Raw genomic sequence first — 22,716 nt, forward strand, 5'->3', positions numbered from 1 at the left:
CTCCTCAGGGGTTCTCAGTCGAGGTTGTTCTGGGTCAGGACGCGGTCACCCTGCTCCTGGGCCTTGGCCAGGGCCTGCTGCGCGGTGGCCTTGCCCCCGAGGAACAACTGCAGGTTGGGGATGAGGGCGTCGTCCTCCATCGGCGGGTAGCCGGCGCAGGCCGGCCGGACCTTGGCGTACTCGAGCGTGTCGAGGATCGGCTTCCAGAACGGGTCGTCGGTGAAGAAGGGGTCCTTCGCGGCCGCCACGTTGCCGGGGATGTTCAGGCTGGTCCTGGCCCACTTCAGCGCGTTGTCCTTCTCGGCCGTCCACCACTTGACGAACTCCCAGGCCGCGTCCTTCTGCTTGGCGGCGCGCGGGATCACCAGGCCGAACCCGCCCATGAGGCTGGCCCTGTCACCCTGCGGCCCCGCCGGCGGCGGCACGATGCCGAAGTCGAGGTCCTTGCCGTACTTGCGGTAGGTGGTGATGTTCCACGGGCCCGTGAAGATCATGGACACCTTGCCGGTGGCGAACGCGTCGGTGCCCTCGCCCAGGCCGGTCTCGAACCCGGTCTGGTAGACGCCGCCCTTGATCATGCGGCTCCACAGGTCGAGCGTCTGCGCGCCCTGCGGGCTGTTGAAGGTCGTGCGGGAGCAGTCGTCGGTGACCATCTGGCCGCCGGCCTGGCGCAGGTACATGCTGAACAGGCCCGCGTCGTCCATCGACAGCCCGGCGCGGACGAGCTTGCCGCCCTCCCGCTTGGTCAGCTTGATCGCCGCCTGCTCCAGTTCGGCCCAGGTGCGCGGCGGCTCCACCCCGGCCTCCTTCAGGTGGGCCTTGTTGTAGAACAGGGCCCGCGCGTCGACGGTCAGCGGCAGGCCGTACACCTTGCCGTCGTGGGTCAGCTCGCGCACCGCCTCGCCGTAGAACCGCTCGCGCTCGACGCCGTCCTTCTTCATCCGCTCGTCGAGCGGCTCCAGCACGTTCTTGGGCGCGTACGTGGCCGTGCGCCAGCGGTCCCAGAACATGACGTCGGGCGCCTGGCCGGAGGTGGATGCGGTGAGGAACTTGGTGAGCATGTCCTCCTGCACGACGTACTCGACCCGGATGCCGGGGTGGGTCTTGTTGAAGGCGTCGGTCATCGTTCTGAACTGCTGTTCGCCCTCGCCCGACCAGTCGCCCCAGAAGGTCAGCTCGACCACCCCGCCGGAGCCGGAGGAGTCGTCGGACGGCGCGCAGCCGGTGGAGATCACGGTCAGGAGGGCGACGGTGGTGACGGCCAGCCGCCCGGGCAGAGTCCAGCGCATCGGCGGCTCGTTCCTTTCTCGGAGATCACAGGGGGTCACTTCGAGCCCGTGCCGGTGAAGGCCAGGCCGCGGGTGAGGTAGCGCTGTCCGAAGGCGAACAGCAGGAGCGTGGGCACCATGGCGACGATGGATCCGGCCATGAGCGGCCCGTAGTCGGTCTTCTGGTTGAAGGAGAAGGCGGCCAGGCTCATCTGGATCGTCATCATGTCGGGGTCGTTGAGCACGATCAGCGGCCACAGGAAGCCGTTCCAGCCGGCGACGAACGTGAACACCGACAGCGTGGCCAGCGCGGGACGGCACAGCGGCAGGTAGATGCTCCAGAAGATGCGGAACTCGCGGCACCCGTCGACGCGGGCGGCCTCGCCCAGGTCCTTGGGCAGCGCCAGGAAGAACTGCCGCATCATGAACACCGCGAACGCCCCGACCGCCCCGGGCAGGATGACCGCCCAGTACGTGTTGAGCAGCCCGGCCCCGCCCTGGCCGGCGATGTCGTTGCCGCCCACCAGCGGCATGCTCCTGACGATGACGAACGACGGCACCAGCGTCACGACGGGCGGCACCATCATCGACGCCAGCAGCAGCCGGAACAGCAGCCGGTTGCCCCGGAACGCCAGCCGGGCGAAGGCGTAGCCCGCCAGCGCGCCGAGCAGCACGTTGGTCGCCACGCCCGCCACGGCCAGCAGCATGGAGTTGGCGAAGTGCCGGGCGAACGGGACGGTGGTGAACGCCGACCAGTAGTGCTCGAAGGTGATCGAGCCGGGCAGCCACCTGATGGGCAGCGCGATGATGTCCTCGTCCGGCTTGAGCGACGTGCTCAGCGACCACAGGAACGGCAGCAGCATGAACAACCCCACCACGCTCAGGACGCCGTAGAAGGCGGTGCGGCCGAGCACGAGGCGGATCGTCCTGGCGGTCGTGCCGGTGGCCGTGCCGGTGGTCATGCCGGTGGTCATGCCGGTGGTCATGCTGGTCTTCATGGGCATCACTCCGGCACCTGGTCGCGGTTGACCCGCATGTTGATCACCGTGACGGCGACGATGATGATGAAGAGGGTGAAGGCCTGGGCCGAGGCGTAGCCCATCTGCAGCCGGTTGAAGCCGGTCTCGTAGATCTGGTAGACGGGCGTCAGCGTCGTGTTGCCCGGACCGCCTTTGGTCATCACGTACGCCTGGTCGAAGAGCTGGAACGCGCCGATCAGCGACAGGGTCGTGACGAAGAACGTCGTCGTGCGCAGCGAGGGCCAGGTGATGTGCAGGAACGACCGCCAGCGACCCGCCCCGTCCAGGGCGGCGGCCTCGTACAGGTGGGCGGGGACGTTCTGCAGGCCGGCCAGGTAGATGAGCATGTTCGAGCCCACCCCCTGCCACAGCGTGACGATCACGATGGACACCATGGCCGTGCTGCCGTCGCCCACCCAGGCGGGGCCGGGTATGCCGAAATAGCCGAGGATCTCGTTGACGGGGCCGTAGTGGCTGTTCAGCATCCACGCCCACACGGTCGCGGCGGCGACGGGCGAGGTGACGACCGGGATGAAGTAGACGGTGCGGAAGATCGCCATGCCGGGGAGCCGCCGGCTGAGCGCCAGCGCCAGCACCAGCGAGATGGCGATCATGGCGGGCACGAACATCGCGCAGTAGTAGAGGATGTTCTTCAGCGTGGTGAGGAACGTGTCGTCCTCCAGGAGGCGGCCGTAGTTGGCCAGCCCGGCCCAGGACGGAGGCGTGAGCACGTCGTACGCGGTGAAGCTGAGGCCGAAGGCGCCGGCCACGGGCAGCACGGTGAAGACGAGGAACAGCACCATCGCCGGCGCGGTGAACAACATCCCGGCGCGTGCCTGGTGGCGGCCCAGTGCCGAACGTTCGGGGGGCCGTCGGTGGGGAGCCGGGCCGGCGGCGGGCCCGCGGATGTCCGGCCCTGTGGCGAGCGTCCTGGTCACGCGGTCTCCTTCGGGACTTCCCGGAGATGTCACTTGTGGGAAAGGTAGAAAGCATGTTGATATAAGTCAATATGCTGGAGATACCAGGACGAAATATCTTCGCAACAGGAACCAGGAAGACAGGCGAGTAAGATGGTATATACCTAGCTTTCGCTTACATACCAACTTCGTTGCCTAAGGGGAAGAGTGGTCGCAAGAGGCCCGCTGCTCTACGAGCGGATCATCGAGTACGTGCTGGACGAGATCAGGCGGGGCGCCCTGGTCCCGGGGGACCGCGTCTCCTCCGAGATGGAGCTGGCCGAGCAGTTCGAGGTCAGCCGTATCACCTCGAAACGCGCCCTGGAGCTCCTGCGGCAGGCGGGCGTCGTGGAGCGGATCCGCGGCAAGGGTTCGTTCGTCGCCGATGAGCTGCCCGACCTCGACCAGCTCGCGATCCCCGCCCCGGGAGCCGCGGCCGAGCGCGCGGCACAGGGCGAGCGGGCTCCTGGAGCGATCGCGATGATCTATCCCGACGCGTCGGAGGCGTACGGTCTCGAACTGCTCGCCGCCGTGGAGGAGCGCTGCGCCGAGCACGGAATCGCCCTCGTGATCAAACGCACCCGCGGCGACCAGGCGGAGGAGGAGCGCGCGATCGCGTCCATGGTGGACGGCGGCCTCGTCGACGGCCTGATCGTCTTCCCCGTCCACGGCGAGTACTACAACGCCCGCCTGCTGCGGACCATCCTCGCCGGCTACCCGCTGGTGCTGGTCGACCGCTACCTGGCGGGCATCCAGGCCTGCGCCGTGCACACCGACAACGTGGCGGCCGGCCGCACCCTCACCGACCGCCTGCTCGACCTGGGGCACCGGCACATCGCGTTCGTCTCGCCCCCGCCGGAGAACACCTCGAGCATCGAGGAGCGGCTGGAGGGCTTCCGCACCGCCCTGGCGGGGCGCGGCCTGCCGCTCGGCCACCAGCACCTGCTGACCGGCCTGTCCAGCACCCTGCCCGGCGCCTTCAGCGCTGAGAACGTGCGGGCCGACGTGGAGCGGGTCCGCGCCTTCCAGAAGCGCGAGCCTGAGGTCACCGCGTTCGTGGTCTGCGAGTACAACCTGGCGCGCGTGATGGACCGTGCCGTGGAGGCCCCGCCCGGCCGGGACAGGCCCCTCATCGCCTGCTTCGACTCCGCCGGCGACCCCGTCGCCGGGCCCGCCTTCCTGCACGTGCGCCAGGACCAGCGCGAGATGGGCAGGCGCGCGGTCGACCTGCTGCTCGCCCAGACGCGCGGCGAACCCGTCCCCTCGCGGTCCATCGTCCCCTTCACGATCGTCGAGGCCCACGACCAGCACGAGCCGCGCTAGGAGCGGCCCCGGACCACGGCCACGCCCCACGGACCACGGACCACGCAATGACGAACGGAGAACGCCTGGTGTTGCCCGAGCCCGATCCTCGCACGCTCTGGAACGACCGCGCCGACGTGGCGCAGCGCAGCCTGGATCACTATTTCGCCGCCCCCGGCCGCCAGCTGTACGACAACTGGCACCCGCTGGGGCCCGGCGACAACGACGTCTTCAACTACTGGTGGCTGGCGCACGCCATGGACGCGCGGATCGACGCGTACGAGCGGACCTCGGACCCGTCGTGGCTGGACCGGGCCGGGGAGATCCACGCCAACATCCTCGCCCGCAACGACGGGTCGCTGTTCAACGACTACTTCGACGACATGCTCTGGTTCGGCCTGGCGATCCTGCGGCTGGCCGACGCCCGCGGCGACGACGAGCTGCGCGCGGAGGCGGCCGCGATCTGGCGGCACGTGCTGGAGAACGGCTGGAACGAGCACGAGGGCGGCGGGATCGCCTGGCGGGTCCCCCAGCCGTACTACAAGAACACCCCTGCCAACGGCCCTTTCGTGGTGCTCTCCGCCCGCCTGCACCGGCACACGGGAGACCCCGCGCAGCTGGCCTGGGGGCGGCGGGCGATGGAGTGGCTCGAGCGCGTGCTGGTGCGGGCCGACGGGTTCGTCCACGACGGGATCAACCGGCAGCAGGACCACGTCATCGACGAGCAGTGGCGTTTCACGTACAACCAGGGTCTGTACATCGGGGCCTGCGTGGAACTGGCCGGCGCTCTCGGGGATGACGACTATCTGCGGCGGGCCTCCAGGACGGCGCGTACGGCCCTCGCGGAGCTGACCACCGGCGGGGTCTTCGCCGACGAGGGCGGCGGCGGTGACGAAGGGCTCTTCAAGGGCGTCTTCTACCGGTACGCCCGCCTCCTGGTGGACGCGGCGGACGTGCCGGACCTGCGGGACTTCATGCTGGCCAGCACCGAGCGGCTGTGGCGGTCGTGCGCCCGCGACGGCACGATCCTGGCCGGGCCGGTGTGGACGCGCGCGGCGGACGGCAAGGTGCCCCTGTCGGCGCAGCTGAGCGCCGTCATGGCCACCGAGGCCTGCGCCGCTCTCGTCTCCTCCCCGGTCGCCCCCGCCTGACCGCCCGCCGCCCGCGCGGCGGCGGCCGGTCCGCCCCCGCAGGGCCGAGCCGGGTCAGTCGGGGGTGGTGGTGCGGCGGTTGCGGGCCGGGGGTTTCTTGCGGCCGGCCACCAGCGTGTCGCCCGGCGCCGGCGCGGGGTCCTCTCCGCTCTTCTGCTCCCCGGAGCGCGGACGCGGGTGCGGCGCCGTGTCCTCCGTGGCCGGCGTCTCGGGCGCGGCTTCGGATTTACCCGTCTTGGCTGGCTTTTCCCGATTGTCCGGCTTGTCGGCCTTGGAGGGTGTGTCGGGCTCGCGCAGGGAGGCGATGACGTTGTCCGCCTCCCGGTCGGCGGCGAACTCGTCCGCCGCCTCCGACTCCCGCCGCCGGATCACCACCATGTGGTCCACCGAGGCCCGGCCCGCCCCCACCACGGCCAGCAGCAGGGACGCCGCGCCGAGGAGGATCAGCTCGTTGAGGCTGATGGGGTTGAGCGGCGGCGCGACCAGGAAGACGGCGAGCGCCTCGGCGAAGAGGATCAGCCCGGTGACGGAGACCGCCAGCCCGGCGATCAGCAACGCGCCGCCGATGAGCTCGGCCAGCATCGTGATCGGGGCCCAGGCGCCGGGGGCGGGGGCGCCCTGTTCCAGGAACTTCTCCCCGGTGATCTTCAGCCCGTCCTCCAGCTTGGTCCAGCCGTTGGCGAAGAAGATACCGCCCACGCCGATGCGGGCGACTAAAGCGGCAAGATCGCTTAGGGCCTGTTTCACGGTAGTTGTCTGCCCTAATCGGGACATGGCACACCTCAATCACGGCTGAGCAACGTAGCCACCGCGACGGCGGTCAGGCTCAGCAGAACGACGCTCACGACCACGGTCGTGTGCAGGGCGTTGACGAAGGCCCACCGGGCGGCGTCGAGCAGCGCGCCACCGGCGCGGCCGCCGACCTCGTCCGCGACGTGCGCGGCCGAGGCGAGCGACTGCCGGGCCTTGTCCATGCCGCCCGCGGACACCCCTGGCACGGCGGGCAACCCGGGGGCGTAGACGATCGCGGTGATCGTCCCGAGCACGGCCACGCCCAGCCCGGCCCCCAGTTCGTAGGCGGTCTCCTCGATGGCCGCGGCCCCACCCGCCTGCGACTCGGTCGCCGACGACATGATCGTGTCGGAGGCGGCCAGCAGCGCCACCTGCACCCCGAAGCCGATGCCGACGAAACAGATCGCCAGCATCACGGGGTGGCCTTCGACACCCCAGCCCAGCGTGGGCGTCAGCGCCAGCGCGACGAGGCCGAGACCGCCGCTCATGGTGGCCCGCATGCCGATCCTCGGCAGGATGTGGGCGGCGGCGAGCCCGCCGGAGATGGCGGAGATGACCAGCGGCAACATCCGGACGGCGGCGCGCAGGGGGCTGTCGCCGAGGACGAGCTGAAGGTATTGGGCGAGCATGAGCTGGAGCCCGACCAGCGCGAACACGCCGAGCAGCACGCCCGCGACCCCGGTGGCGAACTCGCGCCGGCGGAACAACCCGATCTCCAGCAGCGGCGTGGGCAGCCGCGTCTGCCGCCGGACGAAGGCGGCCAGCAGCCCGAGCCCGGCCAGGAACACCAGCACGGACGCCCACAGCGGCATCAGGCTGCCCGAGCCCGCCTCCTTCAGCCCGAACGCCAGCGCCAGGATCCCCAGCACGGAGAGCACGGCGCTCATCGCGTCCCATGGCCGGTCCTTGCGCTCGCGCGACTCCGGCAGCAGCCGGACGGCGGCGGGCAGCAGCACCAGCAGGATCGGCACGTTGATCAGGAAGACCGCGCCCCACCAGACGCCGACGAGCACGCCGCCGACGAGCGGCCCGAGGGCCGCGCCCGCGGCGGCGACCGCGCTCCAGACGCCCAGCGCGATGGCCCGCTCGCGCCGGTCGGTGAACACCTGACGGATCAGCGACAACGTGGCCGGCATGATCATGGCGCCGCCGACGCCGAGCAGCGCCCTGGCCAGGATGAGGGTCAGCGGGGTCGGGGCGAACGCCGCGCCCGCCGAGGCCAGGCCGAACAGCACGAAGCCGCACAGGACCATGCGTTTGCGCCCGTACTTGTCGCCCAGCGTGCCGAACATGATCAGCAGGGGGGCGACCACCAGCGAGTAGATGTCGATGATCCACAGCAGCTGCACGGCGGAGGGTTCGAGCGCGGCCGTGAGCGCGGGCACCGCGATGTGCAGGACCGTGGCGTCGACGGTGATCAGCAGCAGGCTCAGGCACAGGAGCACGAGGATGGACCAGCGGTGGTCCCGGTGCTCCCGATCCGCAGTCCGTACGAAAGGTGCGGCCTGTGTGACGGTCATGGGCCTCCTTGCAGGCCGATCCGTGTCCAGGGCCCGCACGTGCTCTCGGGTCGGCGCGGGGACCTCGGCTCGGCACTCGCTCCTCCCGAGGCCTCGCGCCCGGCTCATCCGCTCCGGCTTGCGTGGCAGCTTAGGCCATGTCAGGCACTTGTCATAGCGGTATCGCCTGATCCAGGGTCACACACGAACCTCTCTAGAGAGATACAGCCATATGTCGGTATCTATCCAACGATCATTCGCGAAGCGATCATGGGACCGTGGGGACCGATCAACATGGCAGAGAAGGCGATCTTCCCGACCGGTCCTCCCGCGAGTGGTGTGCCGAGGCCCTGGCCAGGCTGGACGCCGGCCGCCCCGAGTCCGCGCTCGACGCCGCCCGCAGGGCGGCCGACCTTGACCCGTCCGCCGAGTGGGCGTACCGGCTCATCAGCCTCGCCCACGAGCGGCTGGGCCGCGACGCCGACGCCGTGCCCGCCGCGGAGCGGGCCGTCGAGCTGGCCCGCGGCTCCTGGCCGGCCCGCCTGCGCCTGGCCTCGATCCTGCGCCGCGTGCCCGGCCGCTGGAGCGACGCGGTCGGGCACGCCACGCTGGCAGCGAAGTTCGCGCCCGAGGAGGCCGGCCCCAGGGTCCTGCTGGGTGACCTGGCCCTGCTGCGCGGCGATCACGCCGCCGCCGAGCGGTCCTACCGCGCCGCGCTCGCCTCCGAGCCCGGCCATCCGCAGGCCCGCGTGAACCTCGGCCTGTCATTGTTGCGCTGGGACCGCCCCCGCCCGCACCACGACCCCGCATGGCCGGTGAACCCGCGCGACACCGGCAGGGCGAGGCGCGCCCTGGAGGTCTGGTCCCGCCAGGCGCGCCTGCTGGTCGCCGTCGCCACGGTCGCGATCGCCGCGGCCGCGCTGCTGTCCGGCTGGGGCGCGCAGGCCGAGCTCGGCGGTTTCGCGGTGCTGGCCCTGCTGGTACCGCTCACGGCCAGGCAGGCCAGGCGGGTGGGTCTGTGGCGGTACGTGCGGCCGATGCTGCGCCGGGATCCCTGGCTCGGCGCGCACCTCGTGTCGGCCGCGGTGTCGGTCGCGGCGTTCGCCGCCTGGCTGCTGCTGGCGGCCGTGCCGGCGCTGCCGGCCGCGTTCGACCCCGTCTGGGCCGGTCTGGCGGGCATCGCGGTGCTGGGCTGGCCGGCGCTGGCCACCGTGCGCGCCCTGACCGAGGCGTGGCGGGGCCGCCCGCTGCGGGCGCTGGCCGAGTCGGCGCGGGTCCAGGACAGCGAGCGCACCGCCAGGCGGAACACCGGCGTGACGCTCTGGATCCTGCTGGGCAGGACCTGGTCGGTGCTCGTTCCGCTGCTCGGCGGGGCCCTCGCCGTGGAGCCGAGGGCGGCCCTGGCGGCGGTCGCGGTGCCGTACCCGATGGTGCGCGGATACCTGCGCGCCCGGCACCGCGGGGACTGGTGGCTGCTCGCCGCGACGGGCCTCGTCGTGCTGTCCGCCGTGGCGAGCGCGGCGGGCGGGCTGCTCGGGTCGGCCTGGGCGTGGCGGGCCGGGCTCGGCAGCCTGGGCGTGGCGATGGCCGTGTTCCTGGCCCGCGCGGCGGGCGCGTGGTGGCGCGGCGGCGCCGGCCCGTGGCGGGCCTCCCTTCTCATGTGCGACCTGCCCATGGGCGCCGAGCCGTCCGTCCCGCTCGGCCCGGAGGTGCGCCAGACCTTCTCGTACGCCCGCAGCATCGTCCTGTCGTACGCCGACTCCCTCGGCCCCCGGGTCGCGGGCGCGGTGGCGTCCGTCACCTCGTCGGGCGAGCTGCGGCTGATCGCGGAGACGGAGGCCTGGGACGCCATCGAGGCCGACCCCAGGGTGGCGGTGTTCGCCACGGACCCGTTGCAGCGGCGCTTCTGGGTGGAGGTGCGCGGCATCGCCCAGGCCGACTCGGACGTCCTTCGCATCACGCCCAAGCAGGTGTCTCTGGGCGAGTTCCCCGGCCGCCACCAGCGACGCCGGACCTGAGCGCGCCCCGGCGCCGGCGGAACGCCGACGGGACAGGGCGCGGCCCGGCGATCCGGCGTAGAATAATGTTCTATGGACGTCCTGCGCACGCCTGAAGAGCGCTTCGCCGGCCTGCCCGGCTTCCCCTACGAACCCCGCTACGCCGACGTGCCGGACGGCCTGCGCATGGCCTACGTCGAGGCGGGCCCCGCCGACGGCGAGCCCGTCGTGCTGCTGCACGGCGAGCCGACCTGGTCGTTCCTCTACCGGCACGTCATGCGCGAGCTGGCCGCGGCCGGGCTGCGCGCGATCGCCGTCGACCTCGTCGGGTTCGGCCGCTCCGACAAGCCGGCCGACCTCGCCGCCCACACGTACGCCAGGCACGTGGAGTGGACCCGCGCCCTGCTGTTCGACGCGCTCGGCCTGAGCGGCGTCACCGTCGTCGGCCAGGACTGGGGCGGGCTGATCGGACTGCGCGTCGCCGCCGAGCACCCCGACCGCGTCGCCAGGATCGTGGCCGCCAACACGGGCTTGCCGACGGGTGACATTCCCCTGCCCGAGGTGTGGCACCAGTTCAAGGCCACCGTGCTCAAAGCCCCGGTCCTGGACGTCCCCCGGCTCGTGCAGTCGGGCTGCAGGACGCGGCTGGCCGAGGACGTCCGCGCGGCCTACGACGCGCCGTTCCCCGGCGAGGCGTACAAAACGGGGCCGCGGGCCATGCCCGGTCTCGTGCCGATCACGCCCGACGACCCCGCCGCGCCCGCCAACCGCGCTGCCTGGCAGGTTCTCACCACCCTCGACCGGCCGTTCCTGGTGGCGTTCTCGGACGGCGATCCGATCACCGGCGGCATGGCGCCCATTCTGCTCAAATCGATCTCCGGCACCTCCGGCCTGCGGCATCCCGTGATCGAGGGCGCCGGCCACTTCCTCCAGGAGGACGCGGGCCCCGAACTCGGCCGCCACATCGCCGCTTTCGTGACCTCCACCTAGCGTGTCAGGACCGCCCAATCGCCCGTCCGGTGCGGTATAACCGGGGGCGGACCGGGGAGGCGTGATGCGTGAGTCCGACAGGGCCCAGGCGGCGGGGCGGGCCGCGGCGCGGGATCTGTTCGAGAAGGTGCGGCAGCGTTACTACCAGATTCCCCCCGCCGCGCGCCGGGTGCTCTATGTGGTCGTGCTGGTCGCCGCCATGGGCGTGGGCGCCGCACTCGGATGGGATCTGCTGCGGACCTTCCCGCTCGTCCTCCTGGCGCTCGCGTTCGTCGCGCTGACCATGCGCTTCCCACGCGCCGCCGCCACCGCCCTGGTGGTCGCGGGCTGGGTGGTGCTGGCGCTGCCCCTCTTCTCCGGGCTGTTCCCGCCCGGCTCGGGCTCGGTGCACCTCATGGTCGGGCTCGCGCTGCCCGTGGCGGCCGGCGCCCATCTGATCCGCTGGGTGACGCCGTGGGTGACCACGCTGGTGGCGCTCGCCCCCGCCGGCCTGCTCGCCGTACCGCTCTCCTTCGCCGCCGAGAACGTCTCCGTCTGGGCCGCGTACGCCACCGCCCTCGCGGTGCTGATCCACCGCTTCGTGCTGGCCCGCAGGACCAAGGCCGAACGCGCGGCGGCCGAGGAGCAGCAGGTCCGGGTCAGGGTGCGCGAGGGCAGGCCGGAGTCGCCACAGGACAGATCCGCCGCCCCGCCGCAGATCTCCGTAGAAGAGGCGCTCGGCGAGCTGGAGAGCATGGTCGGCCTGGCGCCGGTCAAGGAGCAGGTGCGCTCGATCGCCGCCTCCATCGAGGCGTCCAGGCTGCGGGCCGAGGCCGGCTACACGACCGACCGGCCCACCAGGCACTTCGTCTTCGTCGGCCCGCCCGGCACCGGCAAGACCAGCGTGGCCCGCGCGCTGGCCAAGATCTTCTACGCGTTCGGCCTGCTGGAGACCCCCTACGTCGTCGAGGCGCAGCGGGCCGACCTGGTGGGCGAGTTCCTGGGCGCCACCGCGATCAAGACCAACGAGCTGGTCGACCGTGCGCTGGGCGGCGTGCTGTTCATCGACGAGGCGTACGGGCTGGTCAACTCCTCCGACGGGCAGCCCGACAGGTTCGGCGCGGAGGCGGTGCAGACCCTGCTCAAGCGGGCGGAGGACGACCGCGACCGGCTGATCATCATCCTGGCCGGCTACGAGCAGGAGATGGGCTCGTTCCTGTCCAGCAACCCCGGCCTGGCCAGCAGGTTCGCCACGCGTGTGCGCTTCCCCGGCTACTCCCCCGCCGAGCTCGTCGAGGTCACCGAGCTGCTGCAGAAGCGCAGGGGCGACACGATGGGCGACGACACCAAGCGGGTGCTGCTCGGCCTCTTCGACGACGTGCACCGGCGCGGCCTGGTCGACGAGCTGGGCAACGCCAGGTTCGCGCGCAGCCTGGTGGAGGCCGCCGCGCAGGCCCGCGACGTGCGCGTGGTGGGCGCGGGCGGCACGCCGACCACGCACGACCTCGTCACCACCACGACGCCCGACGTCACCAAGGCGTTCGAGGAGCTGACCGCGCGCTTCCGCGGCTACGTGGCCACGCCCACGCTGGAGGAGGCGCTGGCCGACCTCGACAGGATGGCCGGCCTGGAGCCGGTCAAACGGCAGGTGCACGCCATCGCCGCCCAGCTCCAGGTGGCCAGGATGCGGCAGGAGCGCGGGCTGCCCACCCCGCCGCAGATGCGGCACTTCGTGTTCGCCGGCCCGCCCGGCACCGGCAAGACCACGGTCGCCAGGGTGCTGGGCCGGGTGTTCGCCGCGCTCGGCCTGCTGGCCAGGCCCGACGTCGTCGAGGCGCATCGGGCCGACCTGGTCGGCCAGCACCTCGGCGCCACCGCCATCAAGACCAACGAGCTGGTCGACCGGGCACTGGGCGGGGTGCTCTTCATCGACGAGGCCTACAGCCTGGTCAACCCCGGCTACCAGGGCGGCGACGCGTTCGGCGCCGAGGCGGTGCAGACCCTGCTCAAGCGCGCCGAGGACGACCGCGACCGGCTCGTGATCGTGCTGGCCGGCTACCAGCGCGAGATGGACACCTTCCTGGCCACCAACCCCGGCCTGGCCAGCCGGTTCAACCAGCGGGTGGCCTTCCCCAGCTACTCCCCCACCGAGCTGTCCGAGATCGCGGTGCTGCTCGCGGAGCGGTCCGGCGACTCGTTCGACGAGGAGGCGCTGCGCCGGCTCGACGAGGTGTTCGCCTGGGTGTGCGAGGAGCGGCTCATCGACGGGCTCGGCAACGGCCGCTTCGCCAGGTCGCTGTTCGAGCGCGCCGCCATGCGCCGCGACGTCCGGCTGGCCGCGCACGCCTCGCGTGGCGGCTCGGCCAGCTCCGCCGACCTGACGACGATCACGAGCGAGGACGTCCGCACCGCCGTGGACGAACTTTCCGGCCGGTAATCCACCACGACGCTCACCCTGTGTAGCAAGATGAGCACGATGGGTGGCTCGGCGTCGAAGGGGGAGCGATGGCGGGGTTCCTGGCCCGCAGGTTGCTCAACTACGCCGTGCTCGTCGTGGTGGCCGCCAGTCTCGCCTACCTTCTGGCGGCCACGGCCCTCGACCCCCGCTCCAACTACGCCGACCGCACGCCGAAGCCGCCGGCCGCCGTGGTCGACGCCCAGCTGACCGCGCTCAACCTCAACGACAGGACTCCCCTGCTGCAGCGCTACGCCACCTGGGCGGCGGGCGTGCTGCACGGCGACTTCGGCAGGTCCGTCGGAGGCACGCCGGTCAACGACGACCTCAGGCGCCGCGTGGGCGTGACCTTCCGGCTGGTCGTGCTGGGGCTGGTGTGCGGGAGCCTGCTCGGCGTGCTGGCCGGCGCGCTGGCCGCCGCCCGGCAGTACGGATGGTTCGACCGCCTCTCGACCGGCCTGTCGTTCGTGGTGCTCGCCGTACCGGTGGTGGTGCTGGCCAACATGCTGATCCTGGCGGCCACGTGGGCCAACGAGCACGTCTTCGGCCGCCAGGTGTTCCTCGTCAGCGGCGAGCACAGCGACGGCCTCGACACCGGGTTCTGGGGGCACGCGCTCGACCGGCTGCAACACCTGGTCCTGCCGACCGTCTCGCTGTCGGTGGGGCTCATCGCCGTCTTCAGCCGCTACCAGCGCAACATGATGCTCGACGTGCTGGGCGCCGACTACGTACGCACCGCCATGGCCAAGGGGCTGAGCAGGGGCAAGGCGCTCATCCGCCACGCGCTGCGGACCGCGCTGATCCCCGTGGCGACCTACTTCGCGTTCACGTTCGGGACGCTGCTGACGGGGGCCACGTTCACCGAGAAGATCTTCGGCTGGCACGGCCTGGGCGAGCAGCTGATCAACTCGATCTTCCGCAACGACGTCAACACCGTCGCCGCCATCTCCCTCCTGGCGGCCATCGCCGTGTTGTGCGCCTCGCTGGCCGCCGACCTGCTGCACGCCGCGCTCGATCCGAGGGTGCGGGCACGATGACGCTCTCCGAGGAGGAGCTGGCCGAGGAACTCCGCGACGGCGTCATGGCGGGCGCGCCGTCCAGGACGCGCCTGATCGCCGGGCGGTTCTTCCGCTCGGGGCAGGGGCGGCTCGGGTTCGCGGTGCTCGCGCTGATGTTCCTGCTGGCCTTCGCGGGTCCGCTGGTCAGCCCCTGGAGCTACCTCGACAAGGACTTCACCGCGTTCCTGCAGCCGCCGTCGCCCGGTCACTGGTTCGGAACGCTCCAGACGGGCGCCGACGTCTTCGCGGTGACGCTGCGCGGCATGCAGAAGTCGCTGGTCGTGGGGCTGCTCGCGGCGCTGGTGTCCACGGCGCTGGCGGCCGTGGCGGGGGCGTTCGCGGGCTATTTCCTGGGGTGGACCGACCGGACGGTGACCTGGGTGAGCGACCTGCTGCTGGTGCTGCCCGCGTTCCTGGTCCTGGCGATCATGTCGCCGCTGTTCGGGTCGGGTCAGTGGCCGCTGTTCGTGATCACGCTGGCGCTGTTCCTGTGGATGGTGACCTCGAAGGTCGTGCGGGGGATGACGATCTCGACGAAAGAGCGGGAGTTCATCCAGGCCGCCCGCTACATGGGCGTGCCCCCTGTGCGGATCATCTTCCGCCACGTGATCCCCAACCTGTCGTCCCTGCTCATCGTGGACGCCACGCTCAACGTCAGCACCGCGATCCTCACCGAGACCTCGCTGTCGTACTTCGGGTTCGGCATCCAGCCGCCGGACGTGTCGCTCGGGACGCTCATCGCCGACGGCTCGCGCACGGCCGTCTACGCGCCGTGGACGTTCTGGTTCGTCGCGGGGCTGCTGGTGGTCACCGTGCTCGCGGTCAACCTCGTCGGCGATGCCCTGCGCGACGCGTTCGACCCCTCGTCGAAGAGGGCGCGATGAGCCCGGTGCTCGACGTGCGCGACCTCAGCGTGTCGTTCGGCGGCGTGCCCGCCGTGCGCGAGGTGAGCTGTGCCGTACGCCGTGGCGAGGTCCTCGGCATCGTCGGCGAATCGGGGTCGGGCAAGTCGGTCACCTCGGCGGCCGTCATGGGGCTGCTGCCCCCGGGCGCGCGCGTCACCGGGTCCGTACGCCTGCACGGCAGGGAGCTGATCGGCGCATCCGCGCGGGAGCTGACCTCCTGCCGCGGCAAGGCCATGTCGATGGTGTTCCAGGACCCGCTGTCGGCGCTGACGCCCGTCTACCGGGTGGGCGACCAGATCGCCGAGGCCGTGCGCGTGCACCAGCGGGTCGACAAGGAGGCCGCCCTGGTCAGGGCCGTGCAGTTGCTCGACCTCGTCGGCATCCCGCGCCCCTCGGAGCGGGCGCTGGCCTTCCCGCACGAGTTCTCCGGCGGGATGCGGCAGCGGGTGATGATCGCGATGGCCATCGCCAACGACCCCGATGTGATCATCTGCGACGAGCCGACCACCGCGCTCGACGTGACCGTCCAGGCGCAGGTGCTGGAGGTGCTCAAGAAGGCGCAGCAGAAGACCGGCGCCGCCATCATCATGATCACCCACGATCTCGGAGTGGTGGCCGGCTTCGCCGACCGGGTGCTGGTCATGTACGCCGGCCGCCCTGTCGAGGTGGGCGGCGTGGACGACGTCTACTACCGGACGCGGATGCCGTACACGGTGGGGCTGCTCGGCTCGATCCCGCGTGCCGACAAGGGCGGGCGGCGGCCGCTGACGCCGATCGAGGGCAACCCGCCGTCGCCGGCCGCGCTGCCGCCCGGGTGCCCGTTCGCGCCGCGCTGCCCGATGCGCATCGACGCGTGCGAGGAGCGCGAGCCGCCGCTGTTCGAGGTGGGCGAGGGGCACCGCGCCGCGTGCATCCGCTGGAAGGAGGTGGCCCCGTACGACGCGGGCGCGCCCGAGGTCTCCGGCTCCGCGCGGCGGGAGCGCCCGCCGCGCGCGGTGCTGGAGGTGCGCGGCCTGGTCAAGGACTATCCGCTGTTCAAGGGGGCGCTGTTCAGGCGCAGGATCGGCACCGTGCACGCGGTGGCCGGGGTCGACTTCGACCTGCGCCAGGGCGAGACGCTGGGGCTGGTCGGCGAGTCGGGCAGCGGCAAGACCACCACGTTGACGCAGATCCTCGAACTGGCGCCGCCGCAGCAGGGCAGCATCACCGTCCTCGGCCACGACACCGCGCGGCTCGACGCCGCGCGGCGCACCGGGATCCGGCGCGACATGCAGGTCGTCTTCCAGGATCCGCTGGCCTCGCTCGACCCGCGCATGACGGTGCACGACATCCTGGCCGAGCCGCTGCACACCCACGGGCAGCGGCGTCCCGGACGGCGGATCGCCGAGTTGCTCTCGCTGGTCGGCCTCGACCCCTCGCACGCCGCCCGCTACCCGCAGGACTTCTCCGGCGGGCAGCGGCAGCGCATCGCCATCGCCCGCGCGCTCGCGCTGGAGCCCCGGCTGCTGGTGCTGGACGAGCCGGTCTCGGCCCTCGACGTGTCGATCCAGGCCGGGGTGATCAACCTGCTCGGCTCGCTCAGGGACAGGCTCGGACTGTCCTACCTGTTCGTGGCGCACGACCTGGCCGTGGTGCGCCACATCGCCGACCGGGTGGCCGTGATGTACCTCGGCAGGATCGCCGAGATCGGGCAGGTCGACGCCGTCTACCGGGCTCCGATGCACCCGTACACGCAGGCCCTGCTGTCGGCGATCCCGCTGCCCGATCCGGTGCGTGAGCGCGCGCGGGACCGGATCCTGCTCGAAGGCGACCTGCCCAGCCCGGCCGACCCTCCGACGGGCTGCCGCTTCCGCACCAGATGCCCGAAGTTCCGCGCGGAACTCACCGGGGACGAGCGCAGGCTCTGCGTGGACGTCGAGCCCGAGGTACGCCCGCTGGGCGCGGACCAGGGCGCGGCCTGCCACTACGCCGAGCGGCGCGACGTCGTATAACCAGGAGGTAATTGCTCGATGAAAGCATCACGTCTTGTCGTGGCCGTCACCGTGACGGGCTCGCTCCTGCTGGCGGCCTGCGGCGGCGGCGGGGGCGGCTCGGGCAGCGGCGGCACGGCGGGGGACGACCGTGCGCCGAAGGCCTACGACGTCAACCCGCAGCCGCGCGACAAGGTCAAGGACGGCGGCACGCTGCGGTGGGGCATCAACGAGTTCCCCGCGCAGTGGAACAGGAACCACGTCGACGGCAACCTGGCGATGGCCGCCGTGGTCAGCAACGCGCTGCTGCCCTCGCCGTTCCTGTCCGACGAGAAGGCCGAGATCACGGTGAACGACAACTACGTGATCGACGCGAGGGTGACCGAGCGGCGGCCGGAGCAGGTGGTCACGTACAGGCTGAACCCCAAGGCCAGGTGGTCCGACGGGCGGCCGATCACGTGGGCCGACTACCGGGCGCAGTGGCGGGCGCTGAACGGGCGCGACCCCGGCTTCCGCATCGCCTCGTCCACCGGCTATCAGGACATCGGGCAGGTGGCGCGGGGCAAGGACGACTTCGAGGTGGTGGTGACGTTCGACCGGCCCTTCGGCGACTGGCAGTCGCTCTTCTCGCCGCTGCTGCCCGCCGCCACCAACCGCACGCCCGAGTCCTTCAACAACGCCTGGCTGAACAAGATCCCGGTGTCGGCGGGTCCGTTCAAGTTCGGCGGGTTCGACCAGACGGCCAAGACGATCACGCTGGTGCGGGACGAGGCCTGGTGGGGTGACCGGGCCAAGCTCGACAAGATCATCTACCGGGCGTCGGAGCAGGACGCGCTGATCGGGGCGTTCGGCAACGGCGAGCTCGACATCGTCGACCTGGGCCCGTCCGCCCCCGATATCGCCCGCGCCAGGGCCGCCCGGGGCGCGCAGGTGCGGCAGGCGGCCGGCCCCGACTTCCGGCACTTCACCTTCAACGGGTCGAGCGAGCTGCTGAAGGACCGCGACGTGCGGCTGGCCGTGCAGCTCGGCATCGACCGGCAGGCCATCGCCCGGTCCGACCTGCAGGGGCTGGACTGGCCGATCGCGCTGCTGAACAACCACTTCTTCATGAACACGCAGGAGGGCTACCGGGACAACGCCGGCGGTCTGGGCGCGTACAACCCGGAACGGGCCAAGAAGCTGCTGGACGCGGCCGGCTGGAAACTCGCGGGCGCGGGCGGCACGGTCAGGCAGAAGGACGGCAAGCCCCTCGACCTGCGCTTCGTGGTGCCGTCGGGGGTGCAGATCAGCAAGTCGGAAGGCGAGCTGGCGCAGAGCATGCTGGCGCAGATCGGCGTGAAACTGACCATCAAGGCCGTGCCCAGCGACGACTTCTTCAGCAAGTACGTGATCCCCGGGAACTTCGACATCACGCCGTTCGCCTACATCGGCACACCGTTCCCGGTCTCGAGCAGCTACGGCATCTACGCGAACGCGCCCGACGGGAAGACCTGGAACGCGAACTTCGGGCGCGTCGGGTCGGCGGCGGTCGACGAGGCCATGAGCCGGGCGGCCCAGAGCCTGGACCCGGTGCAGGCCCGCAAGGAGACCAACAAGGCTGACCGGCTGATCTGGGACCTGGTGACCGTGCTGCCGCTCTACCAGCGGCCGCAGACCGTCGCGACCCGGGAGACGCTGGCCAACGTGGGGGCGCGCGGCTTCTACGACCTCCGCTACGAGGACATCGGTTTCATGCGCTGACGCGGCCGGCCGGCCGCCTCACCTCGTCCCGCGGCCGCGGGTCCGTCAGGTGGGCGCGCCGGCCGTCACGCGGTCGACGAGGCCCTTGGTGCCCTCCTCGCGCGCGCAATGGGCGCAGCAGTACCAGTGTTCGCCTGACTGGACGCCATGCCCGATGACCTTCGTACCGCAGTGCTCGCAGATGGGCGCCATCGCCTCGATCGCGCACTGGAAGCAGTCGAAGGTGTGCACGGCCCCCTGCGCGCGCACCTCGAACGCCATGTCGTAGTCGTTGCCGCAGGTCTCGCAGACAGCCATGGTGATCCCCTTTGCACTGAATCCGCAGTTCGAGGGTCCCCTTTCCCCAAACAGCGGCCGTATTCCGGCCGTCCTTCACAGCCCGCTGTCCCCGGACGGCGGCCGTGTTCCGGCCGTCCTTCACGGCCCGCGCAGCATGAAGCGGCCCACCAGCGGCAGGCCGAGCAGCCCGAGAGCCGCCAGCGCGACGGGCAGGCCGAGCCAGCCGCTGAGCCCGGCGACCAGCAGCGGGCTGACCACGAACCCGGTGTACGAGATCGTCGACACCGACCACACCAGCGTCCCGCCGGCGTCGTCGGCGGCGGCGCGGCTGAGCAGGGCGGGCACCATCGGGCCGAGCGCCAGCCCGGTCATGGCGAACCCGGCCATGGAGAGCGGCACGCTGCCGCCCAGGCCGGCCAGCGCGATGCCCGCGCCGCCACCCACCCCCGCCACCAGGTGCAGCGTCCTGAGCGGCATCCTGGGCAGCGCCTGCACGGTGAGCCGCCCGACCGTCAAAGCCGCCATGTAGACCGCGGGCGCGGCGCTGGCCGTCAGCGGGGTCGCCCCGCGGTGCTCCTCCAGCAGCAGGACCGACCACTGCTCGACCGCGTTCTCGATGGTCAGCACGCAGGCGGCCAGCGTTCCGAGCAGCAGCGCGGCCCCCACGAGGCTGCGCCGGTCGATCGGGGAGGAGGTGGCCGGCAGGCCGCGCCCCATCGGCAGCGCGAGCAGCGTCAACGACGCGGCGATCACGATCAGCCCGATCGCCACGAGCACCGTGCCGGCGCCCAGGCCGAGCGAGCGGGCCAGCCCGGTGGCCGGCGCGGCGGCGATGACCGCTACGGGGAAGGCTGCGTGCACGGGCTGGAAGAGCCGGCGCCCGCTCTCGCGCTCGGCCCGCCCCGTGGCCAGGTTGAGCGCGATGTCGAGCGCCCCGCTCGACGCGCCGACCAGCAGGAGCGCGAGCGCGAGTTGCCAGGCCGTGCCCGCCAGCCCGATGCCGGCCACGCTCAGCGCGAACAGCACGGTGAACCCCAGCAGGGCCGCCCGCTCGCGCCCGCGCGCGAGCCTCCCGGCCAGCGCCATCGCGGGCAGCGCCCCCACGGGTACGGCGCTCAGCGCCAGCCCCAGGTCGCTCGCCGACAGGCCCAGCTCAAGCTTGACGGCGGGCAGCAGGGCCGACCACGAGCCCCAGAACACACCCCACACCGCGCAGACCGCGATCAGCGGCAATCCCACCAGCACCCCTTGAAACTTTGGTCAAATCACAGTAAAGATCGACGAAGTCCTTATTGCCGCCTGCCGAAGGGACACACGTGCTCCTCCGCACGGTCATCGCGACCGCCCTGGCCGCCGCCGGAATCGCCGCCATCCCCTCCGCCGCGTACGCCGGATCGGCCGCCTACACCCCCGAGCGCGTCTGCGGCCCCGGCTTCCACCGGGTCAAGGACGGCCACCGCGCGATGAGGACCCGCGCGGGAGCGGTGTTCGGGCACGTGTACCTGATGTATAGCAAGCGCAGCGGTAAGAACTGCGTCGCCGCGATCAAGACGGCGTACAAGGGCGCCCGCACGGTGACCGGCGCCCACCTCGAGGTCCGGGGCGGCGGCCGGAGCGAGGACGTGCAGAAATACCGCTACTACGCCGAGACCGGCCACATCGACGGGGCCTGGAAGTGTGTGCGGTACTCCGGCTGGACCCGCGACCCCGGCAATCGCGTCGAAGCCTGGGGCGGACGCAGGGCTTGGGGCAACTGCAAGGGTTAGACGCTTGCTTGGCAGGTCGACGGCTGCGGGTACTGTGTGGACATGCACAGCCGCGACCTGAAGAAGGCCGGCGAGAGCGACGAGCGTCCATGGCCGGTGGCGGCCGGGCGCGAGGTCACCGCCCACATCCCGGCAGAGCGCACCGCGCTCGAGCCGGTGGAAGTGGCCACCAGGCCGGCCGATCGTACGGCCGTGCCGGACGCGGTGTGGGAGCAGGCGGCCGAGCACTACAACGAGAGGCAGCTCGCACTCCTCGTCCCGGCGCAGGCCATGACCGACGCCTGAGCCGGTTGGCGATATCCGCGCGGTTCACACCCGGCACCTGAGACTCATTCTCTGTGCGGAAATGCATTGAGCCGATCAGTGAGCCCCGGTTAGGTTGGCGCGCATGGCGGGTGACAAGCGCCCGGCATGCCGTTGTCAAGCGGCGCGGCGCATCGTCGCAGGAGACAGGACACGCGTTGAGAAAGGGGGAAGACCATGAAACGCGTGAAAATCATGAAGTCATCCGCCAAGCGGCGCCCACGGCCGGCCGTGGGGCTGGATCTGCGCTCGCCTTCGGGTCGCACGCTTCCCTACTGACCTGCTCCTTACGCCGAATTTACGGGGGTTTCTGTAGATACAGAGATAACAAGGACATCACGGGGGGCTCACGATGACGAGGCTTGTGGTGGTGCCGCCACACATCGCCAGGCACAAGGTCCGCTATATCCGCAAGGCAGACCGCCGCAAGCCACCCGCCGACCCCAAGGTGATCGACCTGCGGGCCTACACCGGCAGAAACGTGATCCGTTTCCCCGGCGGCCCCACCTCCGCCGCCTAGCGGCCTCCCGGGGCAGGGCCGCGGCATCCGGTGTCAGCCGTACAACTTCTCGGCGTAGGCCTTGCCGTAGTACGTCTCCAGCTCTTCCACACTTTCCTCGACCACCTGCACCTCCTTGACCAGCCTGGCGTGCGAGGGCAGCACGTCGGGGTGCCAGGTGTCGGGCTTCCACAGCGCGGAGCGCAGGAACGACTTGGCGCAGTGGAAGAAGATCTGCTCGATCTCCACCACGAGCGCGAGGTGCGGCCGGTGGCCCTTGACGATCAGCTCGTCGAAGAACGGGGCATCGCGTACGAGCCTGGCCCGGCCGTTGATGCGCAGGGTCTCGTTGCGGCCGGGAATGAGGAAGATCAGCCCCACCTGCGGATTTTTCAGGACGTTGAGGAATCCGTCCGCCCGGCGATTCCCCGGGCGGTCCGGGATGGCGATCGTGGTGTCGTCGATGACATGGACGAAACCGGCGGGGTCGCCCTTGGGCGAGACGTCACAGGCGCCCTTGTCGTCCGATGTGGCGATCAGGCAGAACGGCGAGGCCGCCAGCCAGTCGCGGTCGCGCCGGTGGAGGCGTACGCGCTCCTTGGTCACGGCCCTCGGCATCACCTCGCCGAGGAGCTCGCGCAGCTCGTCCTCTGACCCGATCTCCGCCCAGCTCATCTGATCTCCCTTCGGGGTTTCCCCAATTTTGTCAGGGAATCGAGCTGAGCAGCCTGTGACCTTTCCCGCAGAATGAGCTCCGCGCGGCCGGGGCTCGAGCCGGGCGGCCGCGC

The 22,716-nt window shown here is 71.3% G+C and carries 20 protein-coding genes; 12 read left to right on the forward strand and 8 right to left on the reverse strand.

Features of this window, described 5'->3' with window-relative positions:
* Positions 1–14: 14 nt before the first annotated feature.
* Genes E1292_RS23295 through E1292_RS23305 form a run of 3 tightly spaced genes read right to left on the reverse strand, consistent with a single transcriptional unit; the run spans position 15 to position 3,225 of the window.
* A complete protein-coding gene (locus E1292_RS23295; protein WP_132597345.1) occupies positions 15–1,289 on the reverse strand; it encodes an ABC transporter substrate-binding protein in 1,275 nt (424 codons plus the stop codon).
* A 35-nt stretch (positions 1,290–1,324) separates the two neighbouring features.
* A complete protein-coding gene (locus tag E1292_RS23300; protein ID WP_220447017.1) occupies positions 1,325–2,266 on the reverse strand; it encodes a carbohydrate ABC transporter permease in 942 nt (313 codons plus the stop codon).
* A 5-nt stretch (positions 2,267–2,271) separates the two neighbouring features.
* Entirely contained in the window at positions 2,272–3,225 is a 954-nt protein-coding gene (locus E1292_RS23305) for a carbohydrate ABC transporter permease (RefSeq protein WP_220447018.1), read from the reverse strand.
* Positions 3,226–3,411: 186 nt separating this feature from the next.
* Between E1292_RS23305 and E1292_RS23310 the strand changes: the two genes are divergently transcribed.
* Together E1292_RS23310 and E1292_RS23315 are read left to right on the forward strand one after the other, a co-directional pair.
* Positions 3,412–4,566: a GntR family transcriptional regulator gene (locus E1292_RS23310; protein ID WP_132597346.1), complete on the forward strand. Its 1,155-nt coding sequence runs from the start codon at positions 3,412–3,414 to the stop codon at positions 4,564–4,566.
* Between the two features lie 47 nt (positions 4,567–4,613).
* Positions 4,614–5,696: a glycoside hydrolase family 76 protein gene (locus E1292_RS23315; protein ID WP_132597347.1), complete on the forward strand. Its 1,083-nt coding sequence runs from the start codon at positions 4,614–4,616 to the stop codon at positions 5,694–5,696.
* A gap of 54 nt (positions 5,697–5,750) precedes the next feature.
* On the opposite strand, the gene E1292_RS23320 is transcribed toward E1292_RS23315, so the two are convergent.
* Together E1292_RS23320 and E1292_RS23325 are read right to left on the reverse strand one after the other, a co-directional pair.
* The gene (locus tag E1292_RS23320) at positions 5,751–6,470 is read right to left on the reverse strand and encodes a DoxX family protein (RefSeq protein WP_132597348.1); all 720 of its coding nucleotides are present in this window, start codon (positions 6,468–6,470) and stop codon (positions 5,751–5,753) included.
* Positions 6,471–6,478: 8 nt separating this feature from the next.
* On the reverse strand, positions 6,479–8,008 hold the full coding sequence (locus tag E1292_RS23325) for an MFS transporter (protein ID WP_132597349.1): 1,530 nt from the start codon (positions 8,006–8,008) through the stop codon (positions 6,479–6,481).
* 257 nt (positions 8,009–8,265) lie between these two features.
* On the opposite strand from E1292_RS23325, the gene E1292_RS23330 reads away from it, so the two are divergent.
* The 7 genes from E1292_RS23330 (at position 8,266) to E1292_RS23360 (ending at position 19,081) form a co-directional block, all read left to right on the forward strand.
* Positions 8,266–10,005, forward strand: a complete 1,740-nt coding sequence (locus E1292_RS23330; protein WP_132597350.1) for a tetratricopeptide repeat protein — start codon at positions 8,266–8,268, stop codon at positions 10,003–10,005.
* Between the two features lie 72 nt (positions 10,006–10,077).
* The gene (locus E1292_RS23335; RefSeq protein WP_132597351.1) at positions 10,078–10,974 is read left to right on the forward strand and encodes a haloalkane dehalogenase; all 897 of its coding nucleotides are present in this window, start codon (positions 10,078–10,080) and stop codon (positions 10,972–10,974) included.
* 64 nt (positions 10,975–11,038) lie between these two features.
* Positions 11,039–13,390, forward strand: coding sequence for an AAA family ATPase (locus E1292_RS23340; protein ID WP_132597352.1), 2,352 nt, complete (start codon positions 11,039–11,041; stop codon positions 13,388–13,390).
* A 68-nt stretch (positions 13,391–13,458) separates the two neighbouring features.
* Positions 13,459–14,445 carry an ABC transporter permease gene (locus tag E1292_RS23345; RefSeq protein ID WP_132597353.1) on the forward strand — a complete coding sequence of 329 codons (987 nt, stop codon included), beginning with the start codon at positions 13,459–13,461 and terminating at the stop codon, positions 14,443–14,445.
* Entirely contained in the window at positions 14,442–15,350 is a 909-nt protein-coding gene (locus E1292_RS23350; RefSeq protein WP_132597354.1) for an ABC transporter permease, read from the forward strand. Before E1292_RS23345 ends, E1292_RS23350 begins: the two co-directional genes overlap by 4 nt.
* A complete protein-coding gene (locus E1292_RS23355) occupies positions 15,347–17,362 on the forward strand; it encodes a dipeptide ABC transporter ATP-binding protein (RefSeq protein WP_132597355.1) in 2,016 nt (671 codons plus the stop codon). Before E1292_RS23350 ends, E1292_RS23355 begins: the two co-directional genes overlap by 4 nt.
* 18 nt (positions 17,363–17,380) lie before the next feature.
* Entirely contained in the window at positions 17,381–19,081 is a 1,701-nt protein-coding gene (locus E1292_RS23360; RefSeq protein ID WP_165974698.1) for an ABC transporter family substrate-binding protein, read from the forward strand.
* A gap of 45 nt (positions 19,082–19,126) precedes the next feature.
* Here E1292_RS23360 and E1292_RS23365 read toward each other — a convergent pair whose 3' ends face one another.
* Positions 19,127–19,378, reverse strand: coding sequence for a metallothionein (locus tag E1292_RS23365; protein ID WP_132516502.1), 252 nt, complete (start codon positions 19,376–19,378; stop codon positions 19,127–19,129).
* A 120-nt stretch (positions 19,379–19,498) separates the two neighbouring features.
* A complete protein-coding gene (locus E1292_RS23370) occupies positions 19,499–20,599 on the reverse strand; it encodes an MFS transporter (protein WP_165974699.1) in 1,101 nt (366 codons plus the stop codon).
* A 77-nt stretch (positions 20,600–20,676) separates the two neighbouring features.
* Between E1292_RS23370 and E1292_RS23375 the strand changes: the two genes are divergently transcribed.
* From E1292_RS23375 to E1292_RS51305, 3 genes are all read left to right on the forward strand, one after another.
* A complete protein-coding gene (locus tag E1292_RS23375) occupies positions 20,677–21,126 on the forward strand; it encodes a hypothetical protein (RefSeq protein ID WP_132597357.1) in 450 nt (149 codons plus the stop codon).
* A gap of 42 nt (positions 21,127–21,168) precedes the next feature.
* Entirely contained in the window at positions 21,169–21,411 is a 243-nt protein-coding gene (locus E1292_RS23380; RefSeq protein ID WP_132597358.1) for a carboxymuconolactone decarboxylase family protein, read from the forward strand.
* Positions 21,412–21,781: 370 nt separating this feature from the next.
* Positions 21,782–21,949, forward strand: a complete 168-nt coding sequence (locus E1292_RS51305; protein WP_165974695.1) for a hypothetical protein — start codon at positions 21,782–21,784, stop codon at positions 21,947–21,949.
* 33 nt (positions 21,950–21,982) lie between these two features.
* Here the strand turns inward: E1292_RS51305 and E1292_RS23385 are convergent, their stop codons facing one another.
* The gene (locus E1292_RS23385) at positions 21,983–22,603 is read right to left on the reverse strand and encodes a pyridoxamine 5'-phosphate oxidase family protein (protein WP_132597359.1); all 621 of its coding nucleotides are present in this window, start codon (positions 22,601–22,603) and stop codon (positions 21,983–21,985) included.
* Between the last annotated feature and the right edge of the window lie 113 nt (positions 22,604–22,716).

Origin of the sequence: Nonomuraea deserti (assembly GCF_004348685.1) — a bacterium.
Classification (GTDB): Bacteria; Actinomycetota; Actinomycetes; order Streptosporangiales; family Streptosporangiaceae; genus Nonomuraea; species Nonomuraea deserti.